Origin of the sequence: Pantoea sp. BL1 (assembly GCF_000963985.1) — a bacterium.
GTDB classification, from domain to species: domain Bacteria; phylum Pseudomonadota; class Gammaproteobacteria; order Enterobacterales; family Enterobacteriaceae; genus Pantoea; species Pantoea rwandensis_B.
Window position 1 is genome coordinate 1 of sequence record NZ_JZRH01000018.1, and the last position, 22,180, is coordinate 22,180.

Annotated in this window: 20 protein-coding genes and 1 tRNA gene; 12 read left to right on the forward strand and 9 right to left on the reverse strand. The window is 56.2% G+C overall.

Annotated elements, in window-relative coordinates:
• Window positions 1-50: 50 nt before the first annotated feature.
• Window positions 51-137, reverse strand: a tRNA-Leu gene (locus VH86_RS10330).
• Window positions 138-278: 141 nt separating this feature from the next.
• A complete protein-coding gene (rsmC, locus tag VH86_RS10335) occupies window positions 279-1,313 on the reverse strand; it encodes a 16S rRNA (guanine(1207)-N(2))-methyltransferase RsmC (RefSeq protein WP_038649247.1) in 1,035 nt (344 codons plus the stop codon).
• A 106-nt stretch (window positions 1,314-1,419) separates the two neighbouring features.
• Between rsmC and VH86_RS10340 the strand changes: the two genes are divergently transcribed.
• The 4 genes from VH86_RS10340 to yjjJ all read left to right on the forward strand — a co-directional run bounded on the left by VH86_RS10340 (window position 1,420) and on the right by yjjJ (window position 4,388).
• The gene (locus VH86_RS10340) at window positions 1,420-1,830 is read left to right on the forward strand and encodes a DNA polymerase III subunit psi (RefSeq protein ID WP_045815935.1); all 411 of its coding nucleotides are present in this window, start codon (window positions 1,420-1,422) and stop codon (window positions 1,828-1,830) included.
• Window positions 1,802-2,242 (forward strand): ribosomal protein S18-alanine N-acetyltransferase, encoded by a 441-nt coding sequence (gene rimI / locus VH86_RS10345; protein WP_045832841.1) that lies wholly within the window; start codon window positions 1,802-1,804, stop codon window positions 2,240-2,242. Before VH86_RS10340 ends, rimI begins: the two co-directional genes overlap by 29 nt.
• Window positions 2,243-2,253: 11 nt before the next feature.
• On the forward strand, window positions 2,254-2,937 hold the full coding sequence (gene yjjG / locus VH86_RS10350) for a pyrimidine 5'-nucleotidase (protein WP_045832842.1): 684 nt from the start codon (window positions 2,254-2,256) through the stop codon (window positions 2,935-2,937).
• Window positions 2,938-3,065: 128 nt separating this feature from the next.
• On the forward strand, window positions 3,066-4,388 hold the full coding sequence (gene yjjJ / locus VH86_RS10355) for a type II toxin-antitoxin system HipA family toxin YjjJ (protein WP_045832843.1): 1,323 nt from the start codon (window positions 3,066-3,068) through the stop codon (window positions 4,386-4,388).
• Here yjjJ and VH86_RS10360 read toward each other — a convergent pair.
• Complete coding sequence (locus tag VH86_RS10360; protein ID WP_038649232.1) at window positions 4,385-5,062, reverse strand: YtjB family periplasmic protein; 678 nt, start codon at window positions 5,060-5,062, stop codon at window positions 4,385-4,387. The genes yjjJ and VH86_RS10360 overlap by 4 nt on opposite strands.
• A 107-nt stretch (window positions 5,063-5,169) precedes the next feature.
• On the opposite strand from VH86_RS10360, the gene serB reads away from it, so the two are divergent.
• The 3 genes from serB to nadR all read left to right on the forward strand — a co-directional run bounded on the left by serB (window position 5,170) and on the right by nadR (window position 8,946).
• Window positions 5,170-6,147 (forward strand): phosphoserine phosphatase, encoded by a 978-nt coding sequence (gene serB / locus VH86_RS10365; protein WP_038649229.1) that lies wholly within the window; start codon window positions 5,170-5,172, stop codon window positions 6,145-6,147.
• A 13-nt stretch (window positions 6,148-6,160) separates the two neighbouring features.
• Window positions 6,161-7,543 (forward strand): DNA repair protein RadA, encoded by a 1,383-nt coding sequence (gene radA / locus VH86_RS10370; RefSeq protein ID WP_038649226.1) that lies wholly within the window; start codon window positions 6,161-6,163, stop codon window positions 7,541-7,543.
• A gap of 176 nt (window positions 7,544-7,719) precedes the next feature.
• Window positions 7,720-8,946 carry a multifunctional transcriptional regulator/nicotinamide-nucleotide adenylyltransferase/ribosylnicotinamide kinase NadR gene (nadR, locus tag VH86_RS10375; RefSeq protein WP_038649223.1) on the forward strand — a complete coding sequence of 409 codons (1,227 nt, stop codon included), beginning with the start codon at window positions 7,720-7,722 and terminating at the stop codon, window positions 8,944-8,946.
• A gap of 52 nt (window positions 8,947-8,998) precedes the next feature.
• On the opposite strand, the gene ettA is transcribed toward nadR, so the two are convergent.
• Window positions 8,999-10,666: an energy-dependent translational throttle protein EttA gene (gene ettA, locus VH86_RS10380; RefSeq protein ID WP_072017012.1), complete on the reverse strand. Its 1,668-nt coding sequence runs from the start codon at window positions 10,664-10,666 to the stop codon at window positions 8,999-9,001.
• 174 nt (window positions 10,667-10,840) lie between these two features.
• On the opposite strand from ettA, the gene VH86_RS10385 reads away from it, so the two are divergent.
• The gene (locus VH86_RS10385) at window positions 10,841-11,788 is read left to right on the forward strand and encodes a 2-hydroxyacid dehydrogenase (protein WP_045832844.1); all 948 of its coding nucleotides are present in this window, start codon (window positions 10,841-10,843) and stop codon (window positions 11,786-11,788) included.
• Between the two features lie 2 nt (window positions 11,789-11,790).
• On the opposite strand, the gene deoR is transcribed toward VH86_RS10385, so the two are convergent.
• On the reverse strand, window positions 11,791-12,555 hold the full coding sequence (deoR, locus tag VH86_RS10390) for a DNA-binding transcriptional repressor DeoR (RefSeq protein ID WP_038649214.1): 765 nt from the start codon (window positions 12,553-12,555) through the stop codon (window positions 11,791-11,793).
• Between the two features lie 363 nt (window positions 12,556-12,918).
• Between deoR and rbsK the strand changes: the two genes are divergently transcribed.
• The 4 genes from rbsK (at window position 12,919) to VH86_RS10410 (ending at window position 17,931) form a co-directional block, all read left to right on the forward strand.
• Window positions 12,919-13,836 carry a ribokinase gene (rbsK, locus tag VH86_RS10395; RefSeq protein WP_045832845.1) on the forward strand — a complete coding sequence of 306 codons (918 nt, stop codon included), beginning with the start codon at window positions 12,919-12,921 and terminating at the stop codon, window positions 13,834-13,836.
• Window positions 13,837-13,845: 9 nt separating this feature from the next.
• The gene (fucP, locus tag VH86_RS10400) at window positions 13,846-15,171 is read left to right on the forward strand and encodes an L-fucose:H+ symporter permease (protein WP_045815942.1); all 1,326 of its coding nucleotides are present in this window, start codon (window positions 13,846-13,848) and stop codon (window positions 15,169-15,171) included.
• Window positions 15,168-16,181 carry an aldose 1-epimerase family protein gene (locus VH86_RS10405; protein ID WP_045832846.1) on the forward strand — a complete coding sequence of 338 codons (1,014 nt, stop codon included), beginning with the start codon at window positions 15,168-15,170 and terminating at the stop codon, window positions 16,179-16,181. Before fucP ends, VH86_RS10405 begins: the two co-directional genes overlap by 4 nt.
• Window positions 16,182-16,344: 163 nt before the next feature.
• Entirely contained in the window at window positions 16,345-17,931 is a 1,587-nt protein-coding gene (locus tag VH86_RS10410; protein ID WP_045832847.1) for a methyl-accepting chemotaxis protein, read from the forward strand.
• A 108-nt stretch (window positions 17,932-18,039) separates the two neighbouring features.
• Here VH86_RS10410 and urtE read toward each other — a convergent pair whose 3' ends face one another.
• The 4 genes from urtE to urtB are packed head-to-tail and all read right to left on the reverse strand — an operon-like array spanning window position 18,040 to window position 22,165.
• Window positions 18,040-18,738 (reverse strand): urea ABC transporter ATP-binding subunit UrtE, encoded by a 699-nt coding sequence (urtE, locus tag VH86_RS10415; RefSeq protein WP_045832848.1) that lies wholly within the window; start codon window positions 18,736-18,738, stop codon window positions 18,040-18,042.
• A gap of 1 nt (window position 18,739) precedes the next feature.
• On the reverse strand, window positions 18,740-19,531 hold the full coding sequence (gene urtD / locus VH86_RS10420) for an urea ABC transporter ATP-binding protein UrtD (protein WP_034826215.1): 792 nt from the start codon (window positions 19,529-19,531) through the stop codon (window positions 18,740-18,742).
• On the reverse strand, window positions 19,524-20,600 hold the full coding sequence (gene urtC, locus VH86_RS10425) for an urea ABC transporter permease subunit UrtC (protein WP_045815947.1): 1,077 nt from the start codon (window positions 20,598-20,600) through the stop codon (window positions 19,524-19,526). Before urtC ends, urtD begins: the two co-directional genes overlap by 8 nt.
• Window positions 20,600-22,165 (reverse strand): urea ABC transporter permease subunit UrtB, encoded by a 1,566-nt coding sequence (gene urtB, locus VH86_RS10430; protein ID WP_045832849.1) that lies wholly within the window; start codon window positions 22,163-22,165, stop codon window positions 20,600-20,602. The genes urtC and urtB overlap by 1 nt, the downstream gene beginning before the upstream one ends.
• Between the last annotated feature and the right edge of the window lie 15 nt (window positions 22,166-22,180).

A 22,180-nucleotide genomic window follows, 5' to 3' on the forward strand; every position in this document is an offset into this window, starting at 1 on the left:
ACCAATTCCGCCACCATCGCTCAGTGCTATGATATAAACTTTGTGATTATTGGTGCGAGGGGAGGGACTTGAACCCTCACGTCCGTAAGGACACTAACACCTGAAGCTAGCGCGTCTACCAATTCCGCCACCGTCGCGTACCTTGCAACACCCTAAAGTATTGCTAACCACGGAGGCGCATTCTAGAGATTTTACTCTTTGCGTCAATACATATTTCACGACGATGAAACGATTGCTGCAAAAAACAACATTTTCACCGTCGGGAAGCGCAAAATGGGTTATTTACGCGCTTTGGCGCCGCGTCCGTACACGGCACGGTAGACCTTAAAGCGTCCGGTCTGCGCCAGCACTTCGTGGTTACCGAAGGTCTCATCCAGAATCTGCGGATAGGGCAGGAAGGCGTTAGCCACAATACGCAGTTCACCGCCGCTGTTCAGATGCTTTAAGGCACCACGAATCAGCGTGTTGGCCGCATCGAGGCTGGTTTGCAGGCCGTCATGGAACGGTGGATTAGAGATGATCATATCGAAACGGCCAGTGACATCCGAGAAGACGTTACTGGCGAACACTTCCCCTTCCAGTTCGTTGGCGGCCAGCGTCAGTTTACTGGCTTCGATGGCAGCAGCATGCACATCACACAGCCACAAACGGATGCGTGGGGAGATTTGTGCCATCACGGTGGCGAGCACGCCGCTGCCGCAGCCGATATCCAGCACTTTGCCACGGAAGTGCGGCTCCAGCGTGGAGAGCAGCAGATCGCTACCAATATCCAGCCCATCGCGGCTGAATACGCCCGGCAGCGTGTGGATGGTGAGGTGCTCGATCATGTAAGTATTGCCGTAGCTGCTGGCATCAAAGGTTGGCTGTGTATCCAGACGACCATGATAGAGACCGCAACGACGCGCACTGTCGACTTTTTCCAGTTTCGTCCAGTCTTCCAGCATGCCTTCTGCACTGCGCACGCCACTGCGGTTTTCACCGACCACAAAGATATCGCAGCCGACCGGCATCAGCGACAGCAGGTTTTGCAGCTGGAACTGCGCTTCTGGCTTGTTCTTCGTCCAGAAATAAACCAGCGTATCGCAGCCTTCAACATCGGCGGCAGTGGCCACCATGCTATAAACCGCACGTTCACCGAGGCGACGGCTCAGGTTCTGCCAGTGATGGTACTGCTGGGTGTGCACGCGCGTTGATGCGGTTTCCAGCTGGGCGGGCAGGTCATCCTGCAGGTCGCCAGCAAACAAAACATGGCGGGCGGTAAATTCATCACTGTGGCGCAGAATCACTTCGCTGGCCGGGGTAAAAGCAGACATGGAACGCTCCTGTTAAATCAGAGCGGGGATTATAGTGCTTTGTTGGCGCATGTTCGATGGGTTTGCTAGCATAGCGTCGCATTCTGGCAGCATAACGGGTAATAGCATGAGCACAAGGCGCGACTGGCTTCTACAGCAAATGGGGATTACGCAGTATCAATTGCGGCGTCCGCGCGTGCTGCAGGGCGAAATTGCCGTGACGCTGGCCCCGGACACCCGTTTGGTGATGGTGGCTGAACATGCCCCCGCGCTGCAGGAACCCTTAATTCGCGATGTCCTGCGAGCCCTGAATATTCAGCCTTCGCAGGTGATGACGCTGACGCCGGAACAGCTGCCGATGCTGCCTGAGCAGGTGGATTGTGCCGGTTGGTTGCTGGGCGTCGAGAGCGAATACACCTTTAACGGCATCACCTTTTCCACCGCCGTTTTCAACGAATTAATCAGCAGCGGTGCGGCAAAACGCGCCCTGTGGCAACAGATGTGTAACCATGACAGCCATCTCTTTAGTCATCCCTGAAGACCAGCCGCAGCTGCTGGCCATTGAACGTCGCAGCCACGCGTTTCCGTGGAGCGAGCAGACGTTTGCCAGCAATCAGGGCGAACGTTTTGTGAATTATCGTCTGGAAGCCGAGGGTAAACTGGCAGGGTTCGCCATTACGCAAGTGGTGCTGGATGAAGCCTCGCTGTTCAACATTGCGGTCGATCCCGATTTTCAGCGCCGCGGCTATGCGCGCCAGCTGCTGGAACATTTGATTGCTGAGCTGGAAAAGCGCGATGTGATGACGCTGTGGCTTGAGGTGCGAGCCTCGAATCACCCGGCGATTGCGCTGTATGAGCAACTGGATTTCCATCAGGTCAGCGTACGACCCAACTACTATCCCACCGCCAACGGCCGTGAAGATGCCATTATCATGGCGCTAACTCTGTAAAAAGGGACACTATGTTAAACGACTGGGACTGCATCCTGTTTGATGCGGATGACACACTTTTTCATTTTGACGCCTACGCCGGTTTACAGCGAATGTTCGCCAGCTATGACGTGCACTTTAGCGATCAAGATTACGCCGATTATCAGGCGATCAACAAACCGCTGTGGGTCGATTATCAAAACGGCACCATTTCAGCCTTGCAGCTGCAAACACGTCGTTTCACCTTGTGGGGTGAGAAACTCAGCGTCGCGCCTGAAGTGCTGAACAGCGATTTCCTGAGTGCGATGGCAGATATTTGCCTGCCTCTCGACGGCGCAGCTGAGTTGCTCAACGCGCTGAAGGGTAAAGTGAAGATCGCCATCATTACCAACGGCTTTACCGCTTTGCAGCAGGCGCGTCTGGAACGTACCGGTTTCCGCGAGTTCTTTGATGAGCTGGTGATTTCTGAGCAGGTCGGCGTACCGAAGCCGGATGTGGCGATTTTCGACCACACGCTGGCGTTGCTCGGCAACCCGGATCGCAGCCGCGTGTTGATGGTCGGTGATACCCCTGAGTCTGACATTCTGGGCGGCATGAATGCGGGGCTGAAAACCTGCTGGATCGATCACGGTACGCGTCCTTTGCCGGAACATATCAAACCGACCTGGCAGGTGAAGACGCTGGCAGAGCTGCAGGCGTTGCTGACACAACGCTAAAAGTATCTATTCACGGTAAAGATTGTGATGATTCTAAGAAGCCCGCTGTGCGGGCTTTTTTTATGATAAAATCTATGCATAAATCTATTCACAAATCTATTCATCAGGCGCTGATAGGGTGAACGACAATGGTCGATCTGCAAAGTTTGCTGCTGACGGGACCGCTCGGTGCAGCCGATTTACTGCAACGCTCTGGCATCAGTCAGGCGACGTTGTCGCGGCAATTACGGCAACAGCCCCAAATCGTGAAATGGGGCAGAGCCCGTGCGACGCGTTATGCTTTGCTCCGTCCGATTCGCGGTGAAGACCGCTTCCCGCTGTATCGCATCTCTGCACATGGCCAGGCGCAGCCTGCAGGCACTTTGTTACCGACCTGGCCGCAGGGCAGTTGCCTGCATAACGATGAGCAGGGGCGAGGCCACTTTTATGAAGGGTTGCCGTGGTTTTTACAGGATATGCGCCCGCAAGGTTTTATTGGTCGTCAGTGGGGCAGAGAGAATGCCCATCCATTGGGATTAAATGACGACATTCGTTTGTGGAGTGACGATCAGTGTTTAATGGCGCTGGCAAGCGGTGGCGTCGACATGCCGGGCGCATTCATCATCGGTGAGCGCACCTATCAGCGTTGGTTAGAGCAGGAAGCACCGCGCGCCATCAGTGAAGAAGAGAAAGCGTCATCTTACCCGCAGCGAGCACTGCATGCGCTAAGTGGTGATGAGCCAGGGTCATCGGCGGGCGGCGAGCAACCGAAATTTCTCTGCTATGCCACGACAGCGAATGGCGATCGTCACTGTCTGGTGAAATTCACTGTGTCGCGCCACAGCGATAATGCGCAGCGCTGGCGTGATTTGCTCCGTGCGGAACATCTGGCATTGCTGCATCTTCAAGCCGCAGGTGTGACGGCGGCGCAAAGCCAATTGATTGCAGGTGAAGAGCAGCTATTTCTTGAAGTACAGCGTTTTGATCGCATCGGTGAGCGTGGTCGACGCGAGATGAGTTCACTTGAGGCCGTCAGCGCAGAGTTTGTTGGTCATCAACAACACTGGCCTGCTGCGCTGCGTGAACTGCACCATCAGCAGCGCATTGATGATGTCACCCTACAGCGTGGCACTTTGCAATGGGCATTTGGTCGCCTGATTGGTAACAGTGATATGCACGCAGGGAATTTATCTTTCTTCACCGACCGGGAAACATTCAATCTGACACCTGCCTACGACATGCTGCCAATGGCACTGGCTCCTAACTCGCAGGGGCATATGCGTGATGAACTGGCATTAAAGTTAGATATCTCATTACCGGGTGAAGTGTGGCGCACAGCTTGTGGAATGGCGAAAACCTACTGGCAGGCGATTGCGGATGACGAAATGTTTAGCGCCAATTTCCAGCGTATCGCCACGCAAGCATTGCAGCAGTTGGATACGCTGGATGAGACCATCCATAAAATGGCTTAAGGGCTTTTTTCATTCTCTGAGGTGGTGGCCGCTTCTTCTTCCTCTCGTTCCTTATCCTCTTTCACCGCGCGGCTGGCGGTGAGCAGGAACGGTGATTGCTGCCAGCGGGTACGACGGTCGCGCAGCAGCGTACGAGTGAGGATGATGCCAATCGCCAGCGCCAGCAGCATCATCAAACGCAGAATGTTGGTGGTGTTGTCCACCTGACGTGATTCGGTGACCAGCACGTGGGTATCCAGCGTCACGCGTAAGAAGCCTTGCGGTCCCTCTTTGCCTTCCAGCGGCTGCACGATTTGGTGGTTAAAGTAGCTGCCGGCGCGTTTACCATCCAGCGCCAGGCGATCGCGCACATTAATGCTTTCACCGCTGTGTGCCACCAGACTGCCGTCGTCGGCATAGACTGAGGCATCCAGAATGCGGCTGTTATCGGTCATCTGATTAAGGATGGCTTCGATTTGCGTACGATTGTCGTCGCTGTTGTCCATCAGCGGTTTCAGACTAAACGCCACCTGACGCGTCAGCGTGTGCGCCAGTTCTTCCACCTGCTCAGAGCGTGCCATTTGGTGGCCGAGACTGAACCAGGATGCCCCTTGCATCAGCACCACTAACAGGGCCAGCGAGATAAGAACAATCACCGTGCGATGCAGGCGAAATTTCAGTGCGGTTTTAACCATCAGAAACCCGTGTGACGTAACAGCAGAAAGGCTGGCAATTATGTTGCCAGAACCCGCGCAGACAAGGTAGCCTCTTGCGTGGTTTTGTTGTCCCTACAGGAGCTGTAATGCCAAATCGTCTTACCTGGTGCGATCTGCCCGCCGATGTTTCACTCTGGCCGGGTCTACCCCTCTCTCTCAGCGGTGATGAAGTGATGCCGCTGGATTACCGTGCCGGTCGGACTGGCTGGTTGCTGTATGGGCGCGGACTCGATAAACAAAAACTGACCGATTATCAGCATCTGCTGGGTGCGGCGATGGTGATCGTCAGCGCCTGGAATGTCGATGAGTATCAGGTGGTTCGTCTGGCCGGTTCACTGACGCCACGTGCGACCAAACTGGCGCACGATGCGGGGTTTGATGTGGCGCCGCTTGGCAAGATCCCGCATCTGAAAACCCCAGGATTGCTGGTGATGGACATGGATTCCACCGCCATTCAGATTGAATGCATCGACGAGATTGCCAAACTGGCGGGCTGCGGCGAGCAGGTGTCAGAAGTCACCGAACGTGCGATGCGCGGTGAGCTGGACTTTAAAGCCAGCCTGCGTGAACGCGTGGCAAAACTGGCGGGTGCTGATGCCAACATCCTCAAGCAGGTGCGCGATACGCTGCCACTGATGCCAGGCCTGACCACGCTGGTGCATAAACTGCAGGCGCTGGGCTGGCAGGTGGCGATTGCCTCCGGTGGATTCACCTACTATGCCGACCATTTGCGTCAGACACTGCATCTGGCTGCGGCCGTCGCCAACGAGTTAGAAATGCGCGATGGCAAGCTGACGGGCGAAGTGCTGGGGCAGATTGTTGATGCGCAATTTAAAGCCGATACCCTGAAAAATCTCGCCGAACGTCATGACATTGCGCCAGAACAAACTGTCGCGATTGGCGATGGCGCCAACGATCTGCCGATGATCAAGGCGGCGGGATTGGGTATCGCTTATCACGCTAAACCCAAAGTGAATGAGCAGGCGTCGATCATTATCCGCCATGCCGATTTGATGGGTGTGTTCTGCATCCTGACCGGCAGCTTGATTCACGAAGAGCGTTAACTGAGGATTTGATTTGGCCAAAGCGGCAAAACGCGCCTTCGTTTGTAACGAGTGCGGCGCAGATTATCCACGCTGGCAGGGGCAGTGCAGCGCCTGCAACGCGTGGAACACCATCACCGAGGTGCGTATTGCCGCCTCGCCTGCGGCAGCGCGTAATGAGCGTCTGAGCGGCTATGCCGGGAGCGCGGGGCCCAGCCGGGTGCAGAAGCTGTCAGAGATCAGCCTCGAAGCCGTGCCGCGTTTCTCCACCAGCTTCAAAGAGTTTGATCGCGTGTTGGGGGGCGGCGTAGTGCCAGGCAGTGCGATTTTAATCGGTGGTAATCCGGGAGCCGGTAAATCGACGCTGCTGTTGCAGGTGATGTGCAAGCTGTCCGAAGGGATGAAAACCCTGTACGTCACCGGTGAAGAGTCACTGCAACAGGTCGCGATGCGCGCCCATCGTCTGGGATTACCCACCGAAAACCTGAACATGTTGTCGGAAACCAGCATCGAGCAGATCTGTCTGATCGCCGAGCAGGAGCAGCCGAAACTGATGGTAATCGACTCCATCCAGGTGATGCACATGGCGGATATCCAGTCTTCGCCTGGGAGCGTCGCGCAGGTGCGTGAAACGGCCGCTTACCTGACGCGCTTCGCTAAAACACGCGGCGTAGCGATTGTGATGGTCGGCCACGTGACCAAAGATGGCTCGCTGGCCGGGCCAAAAGTGCTGGAACACTGCATCGACTGTTCAGTGATGCTGGATGGCGATGCCGATTCCCGTTTCCGCACGCTACGTAGCCACAAAAACCGCTTTGGTGCGGTGAACGAATTGGGTGTGTTCGCCATGACCGAGCAGGGCATGCGTGAAATCAGTAACCCGTCAGCCATTTTCCTGTCACGCGGCGATGAAGTCACCTCTGGCAGTTCGGTTATGGTGGTGTGGGAAGGTTCGCGTCCGCTGCTGGTGGAGATTCAGGCGCTGGTGGATCACTCAATGATGGGCAACCCGCGTCGTGTCGCGGTTGGATTGGAGCAAAACCGTCTGGCGATTTTGCTGGCGGTGCTGCACCGGCACGGTGGTTTACAAATGGCGGATCAGGATGTGTTCGTCAATGTGGTCGGTGGTGTGAAAGTCACCGAAACCAGCGCTGACCTCGCGCTGCTGCTGGCGATGGTATCGAGCTTGCGTGACCGTCCACTGCCGCAGGATCTGGTGATCTTCGGTGAAGTCGGGCTGGCCGGTGAAATTCGTCCGGTGCCAAGCGGTCAAGAGCGAATTTCCGAAGCGGCCAAGCACGGTTTCAAGCGCGCGATTGTGCCGGCGGGCAATGCACCGAAAAAGGCCATCGACGGCATGAAGGTGTACAGCGCCAAGAAGCTGGCGGATGCACTGGCGATATTGGACGAGCTGTAATTTCGTCGGGCGGCATACCTGCCGCCCCTAACGTTCACCGTCAATGTAGCGTGCGCATTCATGCGCATCTTGATAAACGTACCGCACAGACTTTTCCCTCTCACGTAAACTGGAGAGGGCCGGGGTGAGGGCCAGCGCATACCCCATCCCATTATTTCCCATGCAGGAGGCACCAAATGTCATCGTTCGACTACCTGAAAACCGCCATACGCCAGCAGGGCCATACGCTGCAGCAGGTTGCAGATGCCAGCGGGATGACCAAAGGCTACTTAAGCCAGTTGCTGAATGCCAAAATCAAAAGCCCGAGCGCGCAAAAGCTGGAAGCGCTTCACCGATTTCTTGGGCTGGAATTTCCTCGTCGTGACAAAACCGTTGGCGTGGTGTTCGGTAAATTCTACCCGCTGCACACTGGCCATATCTATCTGATCCAGCGCGCCTGCAGCCAGGTGGATGAGCTGCACATCATTATGGGACACGACGATCCGCGCGATCGTGAGCTGTTTGAAAACAGCGCCATGTCGCAGCAGCCGACCGTGAGCGATCGCCTGCGCTGGCTATTGCAGACCTTCAAATACCAGAAGAACATCCGCATCCACTCGTTTGATGAAGAGGGAATTGAACCCTATCCGCACGGCTGGGATGTGTGGAGTGAAGGGGTGAAGAAATTCCTCTCCGAGCAGGGCATTGAGCCGGATTGCATTTACACCAGTGAAGAAGCTGATGCGGCAATGTACCAACAGCATCTCGGTATTTCGACGGTGGTGATCGATCCCAATCGATCCTTTATGAACATCAGCGGCGGGCAGATTCGTCAGGATCCGTTCCGTTACTGGGAATACATTCCGACTGAAGTGAAGCCGTTCTTTGTGCGCACTGTGGCGATCCTCGGCGGTGAATCCAGTGGCAAATCCACGTTGGTGAACAAGCTGGCGAATATCTTTAACACCACCAGTGCCTGGGAATATGGCCGCGATTATGTCTTCTCGCACCTCGGTGGCGATGAGATGGCATTGCAGTATTCTGACTACGATAAGATTGCGCTGGGTCAGGCACAGTACATTGATTTCGCAGTGAAATATGCCAGCAAAGTGGCGTTTATCGATACCGATTTTGTTACCACACAGGCGTTTTGCCTCAAGTATGAAGGGCGCGAGCACCCGTTTGTGCAGGCGCTGATCGATGAGTACCGTTTCGATCTGGTGATTCTGCTGGAAAACAACGTGCCGTGGGTGGCAGACGGTTTGCGCAGCCTGGGCAGTTCGATGGATCGCCGCGAGTTTCAGTCGATGCTGGTGACCATGTTGCGTGAAAACAACATTGAGTTCGTCCATGTGAAAGAGGATGACTACGATACGCGCTTCCTGCGCTGCGTTGAGCTGGTGAAGCAGATGCTGGGGGCTTAACCCTACAGCAATAAAAAAGGCGCCAATCGGCGCCTTTTTCACATCATGACAATTACTTCGCCATGCGCTTGTACTTGATACGCTTCGGCTCCAGCGCGTCAGCGCCGAGGGTGCGTTTCTTGTACTCTTCGTACTCGGTAAAGTTACCTTCGAAGAACTCCACCTTACCTTCATCCTGATAATCGATGATGTGGGTGGCGATACGGTCAAGGAACCAACGGTCATGCGAGATCACCATGGCACAGCCTGGGAACTCCAGCAGGGCGTTTTCCAGCGCGCGCAGGGTTTCGATGTCCAGGTCGTTGGTCGGTTCATCGAGCAGCAACAGGTTGCCGCCAACTTGCAGCAGTTTCGCAAGGTGCAGACGGCCACGCTCACCACCGGACAGCTCGCCAACGCGTTTGCCCTGATCGGTGCCTTTGAAGTTAAAGCGACCAACATAGGCACGGCTCGGCATCTCAACGTTGCCGACGCGCATAATGTCCTGACCACCTGACACTTCTTCAAACACGGTTTTGGAGTTGTCCATCGCGTCACGGAACTGGTCCACAGACGCCAGCTTGACGGTTTCGCCCAGCTCGATGGTGCCAGAATCGGGCTGCTCCTGACCGGACATCATGCGGAACAGGGTCGATTTACCGGCACCGTTCGGGCCGATGATGCCGACAATCGCGCCTTTCGGCACCGAGAAGGTCAGATCGTCGATCAGTACGCGGTCGCCATACGATTTGCTCAGGTTGGTCACTTCCAGCACTTTGTCGCCGAGGCGCGCACCTGGTGGAATGAACAATTCGTTGGTTTCGTTACGTTTCTGGTATTCGGTATTGTTCAGCTCTTCGAAACGCGCCAGACGGGCTTTGCCCTTAGACTGACGGCCTTTCGCGCCTTGACGAACCCACTCCAGCTCTTTCTCAATCGACTTACGACGTGCCGCTTCAGAAGAAGCTTCCTGCGCCAGACGCTGATCTTTCTGCTCCAGCCAAGAGGAGTAGTTGCCTTCCCACGGAATACCTTCACCGCGGTCCAGCTCCAGAATCCAGCCAGCCACGTTGTCGAGGAAGTAACGGTCGTGCGTGATCGCCACCACGGTGCCTTCGAAGTCGTGCAGGAAACGCTCCAGCCAGGCCACGGATTCTGCATCCAGGTGGTTGGTCGGTTCGTCGAGCAGCAGCATGTCTGGCTTTTCCAGCAGCAGACGGCACAGCGCGACGCGGCGACGCTCACCACCGGACAGGTTGCCAATTTTGGCATCCCAGTCTGGCAGACGCATCGCATCAGCAGCACGGTTCAGCTGGGTGTCGAGGTTATGACCATCGTGCGCCTGGATCACTTCTTCCAGACGACCTTGTTCGGCAGCCAGTTTATCGAAATCGGCATCAGGATCGGCATACAGTGCGTACACTTCGTCGAGACGCTTCAGTGCACCAACCACTTCAGAAACCGCCTCTTCCACAGATTCACGCACGGTGTGCTCTGGGTTGAGTTTGGGTTCCTGCGGCAGATAGCCGACTTTAATGCCCGGTTGTGGGCGTGCTTCCCCTTCGATATCGGTATCAATACCGGCCATGATGCGCAGCAGGGTGGATTTACCCGCGCCGTTCAGGCCGAGTACACCGATTTTGGCGCCAGGAAAGAAGCTAAGAGAGATGTTCTTCAGAATGTGACGCTTCGGCGGAACCACTTTGCCGACGCGATGCATGCTATAGACGAATTGAGCCACGTTGTAATGAGCCTCTGGTCTGTGAATGGTGGAACCTCAGATGCTGAAGTTTAGCCGTTTTCACCTGGCAATCACAGCCGCATGGCGTTGAATCTTCAGGAGCGCCCATAACTGATTGATTCTCACTCAACAGTCGCTATGCTGCTTTTTTGCCTGGAAAACGGAGGGGGTTCGATGAGAGTGCTGATTGCTGCGGATGAACATGCCTGGGGCGGATTAATTCCGGCCATTCGTCAGACGTTACCGGATATGGAGTTTATTGCCTCGGCGGGCCATGCGGCGGAGAGTCTGGCCGGTTTTGATGCGCTAATTCCTGGTATGTGCCGGGTGGATGCCCGATTGATCGCCACGTCCGATCGCCTGAAGCTGGTGCAGCAGGCGGGTGTCGGGCTGGAAGGTGTCGATCTTGAAGCGGCCAAAAAGGCCGGCATTATGGTGGCGAACGTTCCCTCCGATCATTCCGGTAATGCCGATTCGGTGGCGGAGTTGGGGATTTGGATGATGATTGGCCTGGCACGTCGTCAGCATGAGATCGCCAATTGCCTGGCACACCAGAGGCTGGGTCAACCCATTGGCTTAGGTCTGATGGGCAAAACCGTGGGACTGGTGGGGCTGGGCGGCATCGGCAAAGCTTTGGCGAAGCGACTGGCTCCGTTTGGCATGCGTATGATTGGGGTAAAACGTGAAGCGGATGAAGCTTTTGCGCGCCAACATCAACTCGACTGGGTCGGTAATATGGCGCAGCTGCCAGAACTGTTGCAGCAGGCCGATTTTGTCGTGCTCAGCCTGCCTGACAATGCTACGACGCATAACATCATTAATGCCGATGCGCTGGCGCAGATGAAACCAGACAGTTTCCTGATCAACCTGGGTCGCGGTGGCCTGATCGAGAAGCAGGCGTTTCTGGCAGCGCTGGAAACGAAAAAATTGGCTGGCGCCGGGCTGGATGTGTTCTGGCAGGAGCCACCCGATCCACAAGATCCGGTGTTCCGCTATAACGTGATCGCGACGCCGCATATTGGCGGCGTCACCGATGTCTCAATGCAGGGAATTATCAAAGGGATCTGCGATAACCTGCGCCGTCTGCGCGACGGCGATGCGGTGATCGACCGCAAAGCCTGATCTTAAGGCAGGCGCAGCGGGATATTCTGTTGCGCCAGCCAGCTCTTCATCGCCGGTTCTGGCGCGCTATCACTCACCAGTAAATCAAAACGACGTAGCTCGCCAATGCGCGCGGGCAGCACTTTGCCAAATTTGCTGCTGTCCGCCACCAACACGCGCGTGCGCGAACGCAGCATGGCGTGATGTTTCATCGCTAACTCATTGATGTTATAGCAGGTTGCGCCCTGTTCCTGATCGATCCCCGCGGCGGAGATAAAGGCCAGCGTCGGGCAGAGATCGTCGAGGATCGAGTGCGCGCCAATCGGCGTAAACAGCGCGTTATCGGCATGAAACTCGCCGCCACTCAATATCACATTACAGGCGGGTTTCTCTTTCAGCGCGAGGAAGGTGTTCATGGCGCAGCAAATCGCGGTAAACGCGAGCGTGTCCGGAATGGCATCCACGATATAAGGCAGGGTGGTGCCACAATCGAAAAACACTGTGTCATTTTCACTGATCAAACTGGCTGCGGCCTGCGCCAGGCGCTGTTTGCGTGCGGCATTTTGCCCGTGCTGATCGGAGACGAAATAGTGCCCGGCATGGCTTTTCGGATCGCTGACAATATAACCCCCCAACAGGACCACCGTAGAGGCTGGCTCGGTCAGATCGCGACGAATGGTCATCTCAGAGACGCCCAACAGTTGCGCCGCATCTTTCAGGTGCAGCTTATCGGTGCGCTTCAGTGCTTGCGCCAGCTTGTGAATACGTTCTTCGCGCCGGGTTTCCATGAGCATCTCTGTGTAATGACTATCCTGAGGAAGAAAGGTTTTACCCGTCGGCGTGGCAGAAGCGCCACCGAAATTTCGCGGTAAATCTCTCATATTTTAATGATTTGCGACTTTTCCAGCCGGCAATTTTTCAATATTACCTGTAATGAGATCGCCCCGCAAACTTCCCACACCGCGCTGAAAGCGTCAACGGCGCTGATGTGGTTTTGTTAAAATAATCACATATCTATTGCCGCTGTTGTGGAATAAATCGTTTTCATGGGCTGCTCAGGATGTGAATTTTGTCACACCGATCACTTTTTATACCTGCTAATGTTATTTAAATAACATTTAAAAGCTAAAAAATTCACCGGGGAGTAAACAATGGATATCGCGGTTATTGGGTCGAATATGGTGGACCTTATTACCTACACCAATCAGATGCCGAAAGCGGGCGAAACCCTGGAAGCGCCTGATTTCGCCATCGGCTGTGGTGGCAAAGGGGCGAATCAGGCGGTGGCTGCCGCGAAAATGGGTGCCAGCGTGATGATGGTCAGCAAAGTGGGCGACGATCTGTTTGCGCCGAACACGGTAGCGAACCTCAAGCAGCAGGGCGTCGATACCCAATTTGTCACCACCGCGCCGGGTACCTCCAGCGGCGTGGCACCGATCTTTGTTGATGACCAATCGCAGAACCGCATTCTCATCATCAAAGGCGCCAACCAGCAGCTCAAACCCGCCGATATTGATGCGGCAGCCGAGGCGCTGAAAGCCTGCCAGCTGATCATCCTGCAACTCGAAATTCCTCTGGAAACCGTCTACTACGCGATTGATTTTGCACGTCAACACGGCATCAAAGTGATTCTCAATCCGGCACCGGCGGTGGCGAATCTGGATATCGACTACGCCTGCAAATGTGACTTCTTTATGCCCAATGAAACCGAACTGGAGATTCTCACCGGTATGCCGGTGGGCACGGATGATGAGGTGAAACGGGCGGGGCAGGTGTTACTCAAGCGCGGTCTGAAGAACCTGATTATCACCCTCGGTGGACGCGGTTCACTGTGGATGTCCGGCGACCATCTGCGTCATGTGGCACCAACGGCGGTGCAGGCGGTGGATACCAGCGGTGCCGGCGATGCTTTTATCGGCTGTTTTGCCCACGAGCTGGTAAAAACCGGCGATATCGCGGCCGCAATGTCGCAAGCCTCGGCTTATGCCGCCTGCAGCGTGACCGGCCGTGGCACGCAGCGCTCCTATCCTGACGCGGAAACCTTCCAGCGTTTTCTCAACCTAAACTGAGGTCGAGTCATGCAACAGAACATTGTTCAGCAACCTGACGGCTATCTGAATAAGACGCCACTGTTTCAGTTCATTTTGCTCTCGTGCCTGTTCCCATTGTGGGGTTGTGCCGCGAGCTTAAACGATATCCTGATTACGCAATTCAAAAGCGTGTTTGCGCTGAGCGATTTTGCCAGTGCCCTGGTGCAGAGTGCGTTTTACGGTGGCTACTTCTTGATCGCGATTCCCGCCTCGCTGGTGATCCGTAAAGCCACTTACAAGCTGGCGATTTTGATGGGACTGGTGCTGTATATCGTCGGTTGCGTGCTGTTCTATCCGGCGTCACATATGGCGACTTACACCATGTTCCTCGCGGCGATCTTCGCCATCGCCATTGGTCTTAGCTTCCTCGAAACGGCGGCGAATACCTATAGCTCGATGATTGGCCACCGCGATCACGCCACGCTACGCCTTAACATCAGCCAGACGTTCTATCCGATTGGTGCGCTGATGGGCATCGTACTGGGTAAATATCTGGTGTTTCAGGATGGTGAAAGCCTGCATGCGCAGATGGCGGGCATGAACGCCGAGCAGGCCCACGCTTTCCGTCTTAGCATGCTGGAGCACACGCTGGAACCCTACAAATATCTGGTGATGGTGTTAGTGGTGGTGATGCTGCTGTTTCTGTTCACTCGCTATCCACGTTGCAAGCCGGAATCCAGTGAGAAGTCGTTGCCCTCGCTGGGTGAAACCTTCCGCTATCTGGCGGGTAATCGTCACTTTAAACGTGGCATCGTGGCGCAATTCCTCTATGTCGGGATGCAGGTGGCGGTGTGGTCCTTCACCATTCGTCTGGCATTGACGCTGGGGGCAACAAACGAACGTCACGCCTCTAACTTTATGATTTACAGCTTTATCTGCTTCTTTATCGGTAAGTTTGTCGCCAACTTCCTGATGACGCGCTTCCGTGCGGAAAAAGTGCTGATTGCCTACTCGATTCTGGGTGTGATCACCCTCGCGTGGGTGATGTTTGTGCCAAACTTTACCGCTGTATACGCGGCAGTGTTTGTCAGCGTGCTGTTTGGCCCTTGCTGGGCCACCATCTATGCGGGCACGTTAGCTACGGTGGATAACAAGTATACCGAAGTGGCAGGCGCGTTTATCGTGATGTCGATTGTGGGTGCGGCGTTTATCCCGGCTATACAGGGATTCGCCTCTGATCATCTGGGATCGATGCAGCTGGCATTTGGTGTCTCGCTGCTGTGCTTTGCCTGGGTAGGGTTCTATTTCTGGGGCGAGCTGCGCCATAAAAATCAGGCCATTCAGGCTGGTCGTTTGGTTGAGGAGATGCCATGAAAACCCGATTACCGCTGAGACGTGAACAGTTTCATGAAACGCCCAGCACGCTGTTGCACAATGAGTATTTTCACGTCGAGTTGTTTCGTTATCCGGCGGGTGTGGAAGCGGTGCGTATCAGCAACCAGCGCGGCACGGTGATTGTGCTGCCGTTTTACGGTCAAATGGTGTGGGATGCGACCTTTGATGGGCATTCCCTCACCATGGGACACAGCTTTAAACAGCCGCTGCTGGGCAGTTCGATTATCGATACCTACGGCTGTTTTGCCTTCCATTCTGGGTTGCTGGCGAATGGCTGTCCTGCGCCCGATGACGAACATCCGCTGCACGGTGAAATGGCCTGCGCGCGTATGGACAGCGCGTGGATCGTGCTGGAGCAGGATCGCGTTTCTCTGGAAGGGGAAACGGAATATGTGAAAGGTTTTGGTCATCACTATCTGGCTGCTCCAGCAGTGCGGTTGCACGCTAACGCGCCGCGCTTGCAGATTGAGATGAACGTCACCAATCTGGCGGGCGCGCCGATGCCGTTACAGTACATGTGTCACCTGAACAGCGCCTGGCTGGCAAATGGCCGCTTTAAGCAGTCGATTCCGCAGGATGCGTTCAAGTTACGCACCTCGATCCCGGCACATGTGAAACCAACGCCCCAGTGGACCGCGTACACCGATCGGCTGGCGCGCGATCCCCAGACATTGCAGCAGCTAGATCAACCGGAGATGTGCGATCCGGAAATCGTGTTCTTTGCCGATAATCTGCCGCAATACGGCAACGAGGTGCAGTTCGAACTGCATGCCCCAGAAGGCTATGCCTTGATGACGCGCTTCGATAGCCGACAGTTCCCCCACGCCACACGCTGGTTGCTGCACAATCACGATCAGCAGGTCGCGGCTTACGTGCTGCCCTCAACTTGTCGGCCAGAAGGATTTAAGGCGGCACAGCGTGCTGGAACCTTGATTGAGCTGGCCTCGGGCGAGCAACGCCATTTCAGCGTGGAGACCGGCATTCTCTAATCGCAGGCGGCCTGAGTGCCGCCTCAACTTTACCGCTTCGCTATTCACAAAACTGTCACGCAATATCCTTGCCAATCGTATAAAGCCCATCTTCCTGTTGGACGATAACCCTTGCGACATTCGTCACATTGGTTCTCCTCTCTCTTTACCAGGGTTCAGATTTATGAAGCTCAATCAGTTTAAAATTGGCCAGCGGCTGGGTTTTCTCGCCACGCTGCTGTTGCTCGCCACATTGTTGATGGGACTGCACGGACTGCAAGTCAATATGCAGGCGCTGGAAAACAATCAGGACGTGATGGCACGTGAAGTGCTGATTGCCGACAGCATCGACACCGCGCGCAGTGCGCAGGTGCAGTTCAAGATACAGGTACAGGAGTGGAAAAATACCCTGCTGCGCGGCACCCAAGGGCAGGAGACCTTCGATAAGTACAAAAAGGCGTTTTTGAAAGAGAGCCAACAAACGCAGGCGCTGCTGAGTAAGCTGAGCCAGATTCAGACGTCGCTGGGGTTACCTGACGCTCCCGTGGAACAGGCGCGCGCGGTGCATGCCGGGCTGGAGAGCAAATATCTGGCGGCGCTGGAAAACTACAGTATCAGCGATATTAACAGTGCGGCACGCGTTGACCATCTGGTCACCGGTATCGACCGCGCACCGACACAGCAAATCGACGATCTGGTGGCCGCCACGCTGAAACGCTCGCAGCAGATGCATCAGGAGATCGAAGCCAACAACCTCGCCCATTACCAGAAAACCCGCATGCTGCTGCTGATCGCGATGGGCTGTATCTTGCTGGTCGGCGTGTGCATTACGGCCTGGCTGGTGCAGAGCATCACGCGTCCGTTGAAGCAGGCAATTAACGTAGCGAAGACCGTGGCGGCAGGTGATCTGCGTGCCCAGATTGCGGTCTCAGGACGTGATGAAACCGCACAGCTGATGGCGGCGCTGCGTGATATGAATCACAACCTGACGCGTATTGTGACCGGCGTGCGTTCGGGGACGGAGGCAATAGCCGATACCACCGATCAGGTCGCACACGGCAGCCGCGAGTTGTCGGCGCGCAACGAAGCGCAGGCCAGTGCGTTGGAAGAGACCGCAGCTTCAATGGAGCAGCTGACTTCCGTGGTGAAAAACAATGCCGAGAACGCACGCCATGCCAGCGATATCGCGCGTGATACCCGCCATCGCGCCGGCGAGGGTGGCGAGGTGGTGGAGAAAGTGGTGGTGGCAATGGGCGAGATTCACCAGTTTTCACGTGAGATCAATGAGATTGTCACGGTGATTGATGGCATTGCATTCCAGACCAATATTCTGGCACTGAATGCAGCGGTCGAAGCGGCGCGTGCGGGTAATGATGGTCGTGGCTTTGCGGTGGTGGCATCGGAAGTGCGTGCGCTGGCACAGCGATCGGCTTCCGCAGCGCGTGATATTCGTGGTTTGACCGATCGTTCAGTGAGTTTGATTGCGCAGGGCAATACGCTGGTGAAAGGCGCGGGATCGTCGATGCAGGAGATCGTCGAGAGCGTGAAGCAGCTGTGCGAGTTGATGGAGAACATCTCATCCGCTAGCGCGGAGCAGAGCGTGGGTATTGAGCAGGTGAACCTGGCGGTGACGCATATGGATGCCGCCACCCAGCAGAACGCCACGCTGTCACAGCAGTCCGCTCAATCGGCGCGTGCGCTGAATCAGCAGGTTGGATCGCTGGTGGAGAATATCAGCGTGTTCCAGTTGGAGTCGAAACCGGCTCAGTAATTTCACACAATAAATGGCGCCGCTATAGCGATAGGCATTGAGCCGTAGGGGCGCCGTTTATAACTGTAACCCATGTGCCCGGTTTGTACCTGAATGCGCACCCTACGGTTAAATCGCCACTAGCCCGCGCACGCCTTCTGCTTCCATATTGGATCCCGTGCCGCGTTGTACGATCTCTCCACGCGACATCACCAGATACTGATCGGCCAGCTCGGCGGCGAAATCGTAAAACTGCTCCACCAGTAAGATCGCCATATCACCGCGCTGGGCTAACTGACGGATCACCGCGCCGATCTCTTTGATCACCGACGGCTGGATCCCTTCGGTCGGCTCGTCAAGGATCAACAGCTGCGGCTTACATGCCAAAGCACGACCGATTGCCAGCTGCTGCTGCTGCCCACCGGACAGATCGCCGCCGCGTCGGGCCTTCATTTCGCGCAGCACCGGGAACAGCTGGTAAATCTCCTCGGGCACGGATTTGGACTGCGATCCCGAGAAGCGTGCCAGCCCCATCAGCAGATTCTCCTCCACCGTCAGGCGCGGGAAAATTTCGCGGCCCTGCGGCACATAAGCAATACCCGCTTGCACACGCTGATGCGGCTTACGGCTGTTGATCACCTTATCCTGCCAGCGAATCTCGCCAGACTTTGCCGGGATCAGTCCCATCAGGCATTTCAGTAGCGTGGTTTTGCCCACGCCGTTGCGGCCCAGCAGGCAGGTAATTTCGCCCGGTTTCGTCTCAAACGAAAGACCGCGCAGAATATGGCTGCCGCCATAATATTGATTCAGTTCGGATACTTGCAGCATCTTAGCGCCCCAGATAAACGTCGATGACCCGATCGTTCGCCTGCACTTCGCGTAACGATCCCTCTGCCAGCACCTGGCCCTGATGCAGCACCGTGACGTGATCGGCAATAGTCTCGACAAAACCCATGTCGTGTTCCACCACCATCAGCGAATGCTTGCCTGCCAGACTGCGGAACAGCTCGGCGGTGTACTCGGTTTCCGCGTCGGTCATACCCGCCGCGGGTTCGTCGAGCAGTAGCAGATGCGGGTCCTGCACTAACAACATGCCGATTTCGAGAAACTGCTTCTGACCGTGCGACAACAAGCCCGCTTTGCGCTGGCGTTCACCGCTCAGCCGCAGCAGTTTTAGCACCTCGTCGATGCGATCCTGCTGTTCGCCGTTGAGTCGTGCGCGCAGGCTAGCCCACACCGACTTATCGTTTTTCAGCGCGATTTCCAGATTCTCAAACACCGTTAAGGCTTCAAACACCGTGGGTTTCTGGAACTTGCGGCCAATGCCGGCCCGAGCGATCTCCACCGACGACATGCGGGTGAGATCGGTGTCCTGGTCATAGATCACTTGCCCGTTATCGGGACGGGTTTTGCCGGTGATCACATCCATCAGCGTGGTTTTGCCCGCGCCGTTGGGGCCGATCACACAGCGCAGTTCACCGACGCCGATCTTCAGTGACAGATCGGTAAGCGCGCGGAAGCCATCGAACGAGACGTTGATCTTCTCCAGTTGCAGCACCGGATCGCTCTGATCGCGATGGCGATCGGCCGGATGAGGTTGGGTAAACAGTTGCTCAGTCATCACGCCTCCGGCGCAGCAGGCCAATCACACCACGCGGCAGGAACAGCGTGACGAGGATAAACATCAGGCCGAGGAAGAACAGCCAATATTCCGGGAAGGCCACGGTGAACCAGCTTTTGGCTCCGTTCACAATCGCGGCCCCTAAAAGCGGGCCAATTAAGGTGCCGCGCCCGCCGAGTGCCACCCAGATAGCCGCCTCAATCGAGTTGGTCGGCGACATTTCACTGGGATTGATAATGCCGACCTGCGGCACATACAGCGCACCCGCAAGACCGCATAACACCGCCGACAGCGTCCAGACAAACAGCTTGAAGCCTTTGGGGTCGTAACCGACAAACATCAAACGGTTTTCGGCATCGCGCACGGCGGTGAGCACCCGGCCAAATTTGCTGCGCGCCAGTGCGAAGCCAATGCCAAGGCTGATTAACAACAGCAGCACGGTGGCGACGAACAGTCCAATACGCGTGCCGGTGGCGGTCACGTTAAAGCCGAGCAGGGTGGTGAAACCGGTAAAACCGTTGTTACCGCCAAAGCCCGTTTCATTACGGAAGAACAGCAACATGCCTGCATAGGTCAGCGCCTGCGTCATGATCGAGAAGTAAACGCCTTTGATTTTTGAGCGGAAGGCGAAGTAGCCGAACACTAGCGCCAGCAAACCCGGCACCAGCATGATCAGACACAGCGCCCAGGCAAAGTGCTGGGTACCCGCCCAGAACCACGGCAGCTCATTCCACGACAGGAACGACATAAAGGCTGGTAAGCCCTCGCCCGATGCCTGGCGCATCAGGTACATGCCCATCGCATAGCCACCCAATGCGAAGAACAGGCCGTGTCCAAGAGACAGCAATCCGGCATAGCCCCACACCAGATCCAGCGCCACTGCGACAATCGCATAGCAGAGGATTTTGCCGATCAAGGTCAGCGTATAGGTGGAAATTGCCAGCGGATGCGTGGCCGGTAGCAGAGCGCAGAACGGCAGCACCAGCAGCAGCAAGGTGATCACGATGCCGAGGCTGATGCTGAGGCGCGGCGCTTTGCGCGTCAGCGTTAACGTCAGGGGTTGGCTCATCAGTCTATTACCCTCCCTTTGAAGGCAAACAGGCCCTGTGGACGTTTCTGAATGAACAGCACGATCAGCACGAGGATGAGGATTTTACCCAGCACCGCACCAATCTGCGGTTCCAGCACTTTGTTGAGGATGCCCAGACCAAAGGCGGCAACCACAGTCCCCGCCAGTTGGCCTACGCCGCCCAGCACCACCACCAGGAAAGAGTCGATGATGTAACCTTGGCCGAGTTCCGGGCCGACGTTACCGAGTTGCGACAGCGCCACGCCGCCCAGTCCGGCAATGCCGGAACCCAGACCGAACGCCAGCATATCGATGCGCCCGGTTGGTACGCCGCAGCAATCGGCCATGGCACGGTTTTGCGTCACGGCGCGCACGCTCAGGCCCAGACGCGTTTTATTGAGCAGCAGCCAGGTGAGGCCCAGCACGGCAAATACAAACAGGATCACCGCAATGCGGTTGTACGGCAGCACCAGGTTAGGCAGCACTTGCCAGCCGCCAGACAGCCAGCTTGGGTTAGCCACTTCCAGGTTCTGTGCGCCAAACAGCATGCGCACCAGTTGGATCAGCATCAGGCTGATGCCCCAGGTAGCGAGCAGGGTTTCCAGCGGGCGGCCGTATAAATGGCGAATGATGGTACGCTCCAGCAGCATGCCAATGCCTGCGGTGATCAGAAATGCCACAGGCAGCGCCAGCAGCGGATACCACGCCAGCCACTGCGGTGCGAACTGCTGGAACAGGTTTTGTACAAACCAGGTGGCGTACGCGCCGAGCATCAGCATCTCACCGTGCGCCATGTTGATCACGCCAAGCAGGCCGTAAGTGATCGCCAGACCCAGCGCAGCCAGCAGCAGGATCGAGCCGAGTGACAGGCCGGTAAACGCCTGACCGAACAGATCGCCCCACATCAGGCGATTTTTGATTTGTTGCAGGCTCTCCGTGGCCGCGGCGCGCACCTGCGCATCGGGTTCGTTGCTGGCCTGCGTTAAGCGATTGAGGCTGGCCTGCATATTAGGATCGCTGGATTCACCGAGCAGCGTGACGGCTTTGAGGCGTACGGCGGCATCCGGGCTGGCCAGTTGCAGGTTGGCAGCGGCCATGGCGAGCACGGCGTGAACCTGAGTGTCTTTTTCCACGGCGAGGCGCTGTTCGATCAGCGGCAACTGATCGGCCGCTCCATCGTTTTGCAACTGTTGTGCGGCACGCAGGCGGATAGACGGATCATCGCTCACCAGCTGGTGGGCGGCGAGGGCGCTGGCGATTAACACGCGCAGCCGGTTGTTCATAAACAGCTTTTTGGTTTCACCCGTCGGCTGTTGTGCGCTGTCCAGCGGAATGAGTTTGTCATCCTGCTTGCTGAACGGCTGTTTATTTTGGTCGATGACCATGCTTTCGTTACGCAGCGCCTGCAGCAGCGGCAAGCGGCTGGCTTGCGGAGTGGCCGCCCACTGTTGCAGCAGATTGGCCTGTTCAGTGCGGCTGGCGGCGGCGAAATCAGCGCCATCGCCCGCCTGAGCGAGCCACGGCAGGAGCAGCAGCAGACAGCAAAGATAACGGCGGAGGATCATGGTTATCGTCCTGTT

Bases quoted from the DNA above. Each gene is read 5' to 3' on its own strand.
- serB (WP_038649229.1), top strand. From the start codon at position 5,170: ATGCCAAATCGTCTTACCTGGTGCGATCTGCCCGCCGATGTTTCACTC.
- VH86_RS10340 (WP_045815935.1), top strand. From the start codon at position 1,420: ATGAGCACAAGGCGCGACTGGCTTCTACAGCAAATGGGGATTACGCAG.
- urtE (WP_045832848.1), bottom strand. From the start codon at position 18,738: ATGCTGCAAGTATCCGAACTGAATCAATATTATGGCGGCAGCCATATT.
- VH86_RS10385 (WP_045832844.1), top strand. From the start codon at position 10,841: ATGAGAGTGCTGATTGCTGCGGATGAACATGCCTGGGGCGGATTAATT.
- VH86_RS10360 (WP_038649232.1), bottom strand. From the start codon at position 5,062: ATGGTTAAAACCGCACTGAAATTTCGCCTGCATCGCACGGTGATTGTT.
- VH86_RS10410 (WP_045832847.1), top strand. From the start codon at position 16,345: ATGAAGCTCAATCAGTTTAAAATTGGCCAGCGGCTGGGTTTTCTCGCC.
- yjjJ (WP_045832843.1), top strand. From the start codon at position 3,066: ATGGTCGATCTGCAAAGTTTGCTGCTGACGGGACCGCTCGGTGCAGCC.
- urtB (WP_045832849.1), bottom strand. From the start codon at position 22,165: ATGATCCTCCGCCGTTATCTTTGCTGTCTGCTGCTGCTCCTGCCGTGG.
- nadR (WP_038649223.1), top strand. From the start codon at position 7,720: ATGTCATCGTTCGACTACCTGAAAACCGCCATACGCCAGCAGGGCCAT.
- rbsK (WP_045832845.1), top strand. From the start codon at position 12,919: ATGGATATCGCGGTTATTGGGTCGAATATGGTGGACCTTATTACCTAC.
- urtC (WP_045815947.1), bottom strand. From the start codon at position 20,600: ATGAGCCAACCCCTGACGTTAACGCTGACGCGCAAAGCGCCGCGCCTC.
- rimI (WP_045832841.1), top strand. From the start codon at position 1,802: ATGACAGCCATCTCTTTAGTCATCCCTGAAGACCAGCCGCAGCTGCTG.
- yjjG (WP_045832842.1), top strand. From the start codon at position 2,254: ATGTTAAACGACTGGGACTGCATCCTGTTTGATGCGGATGACACACTT.
- deoR (WP_038649214.1), bottom strand. From the start codon at position 12,555: ATGGAAACCCGGCGCGAAGAACGTATTCACAAGCTGGCGCAAGCACTG.
- VH86_RS10405 (WP_045832846.1), top strand. From the start codon at position 15,168: ATGAAAACCCGATTACCGCTGAGACGTGAACAGTTTCATGAAACGCCC.
- urtD (WP_034826215.1), bottom strand. From the start codon at position 19,531: ATGACTGAGCAACTGTTTACCCAACCTCATCCGGCCGATCGCCATCGC.
- rsmC (WP_038649247.1), bottom strand. From the start codon at position 1,313: ATGTCTGCTTTTACCCCGGCCAGCGAAGTGATTCTGCGCCACAGTGAT.
- fucP (WP_045815942.1), top strand. From the start codon at position 13,846: ATGCAACAGAACATTGTTCAGCAACCTGACGGCTATCTGAATAAGACG.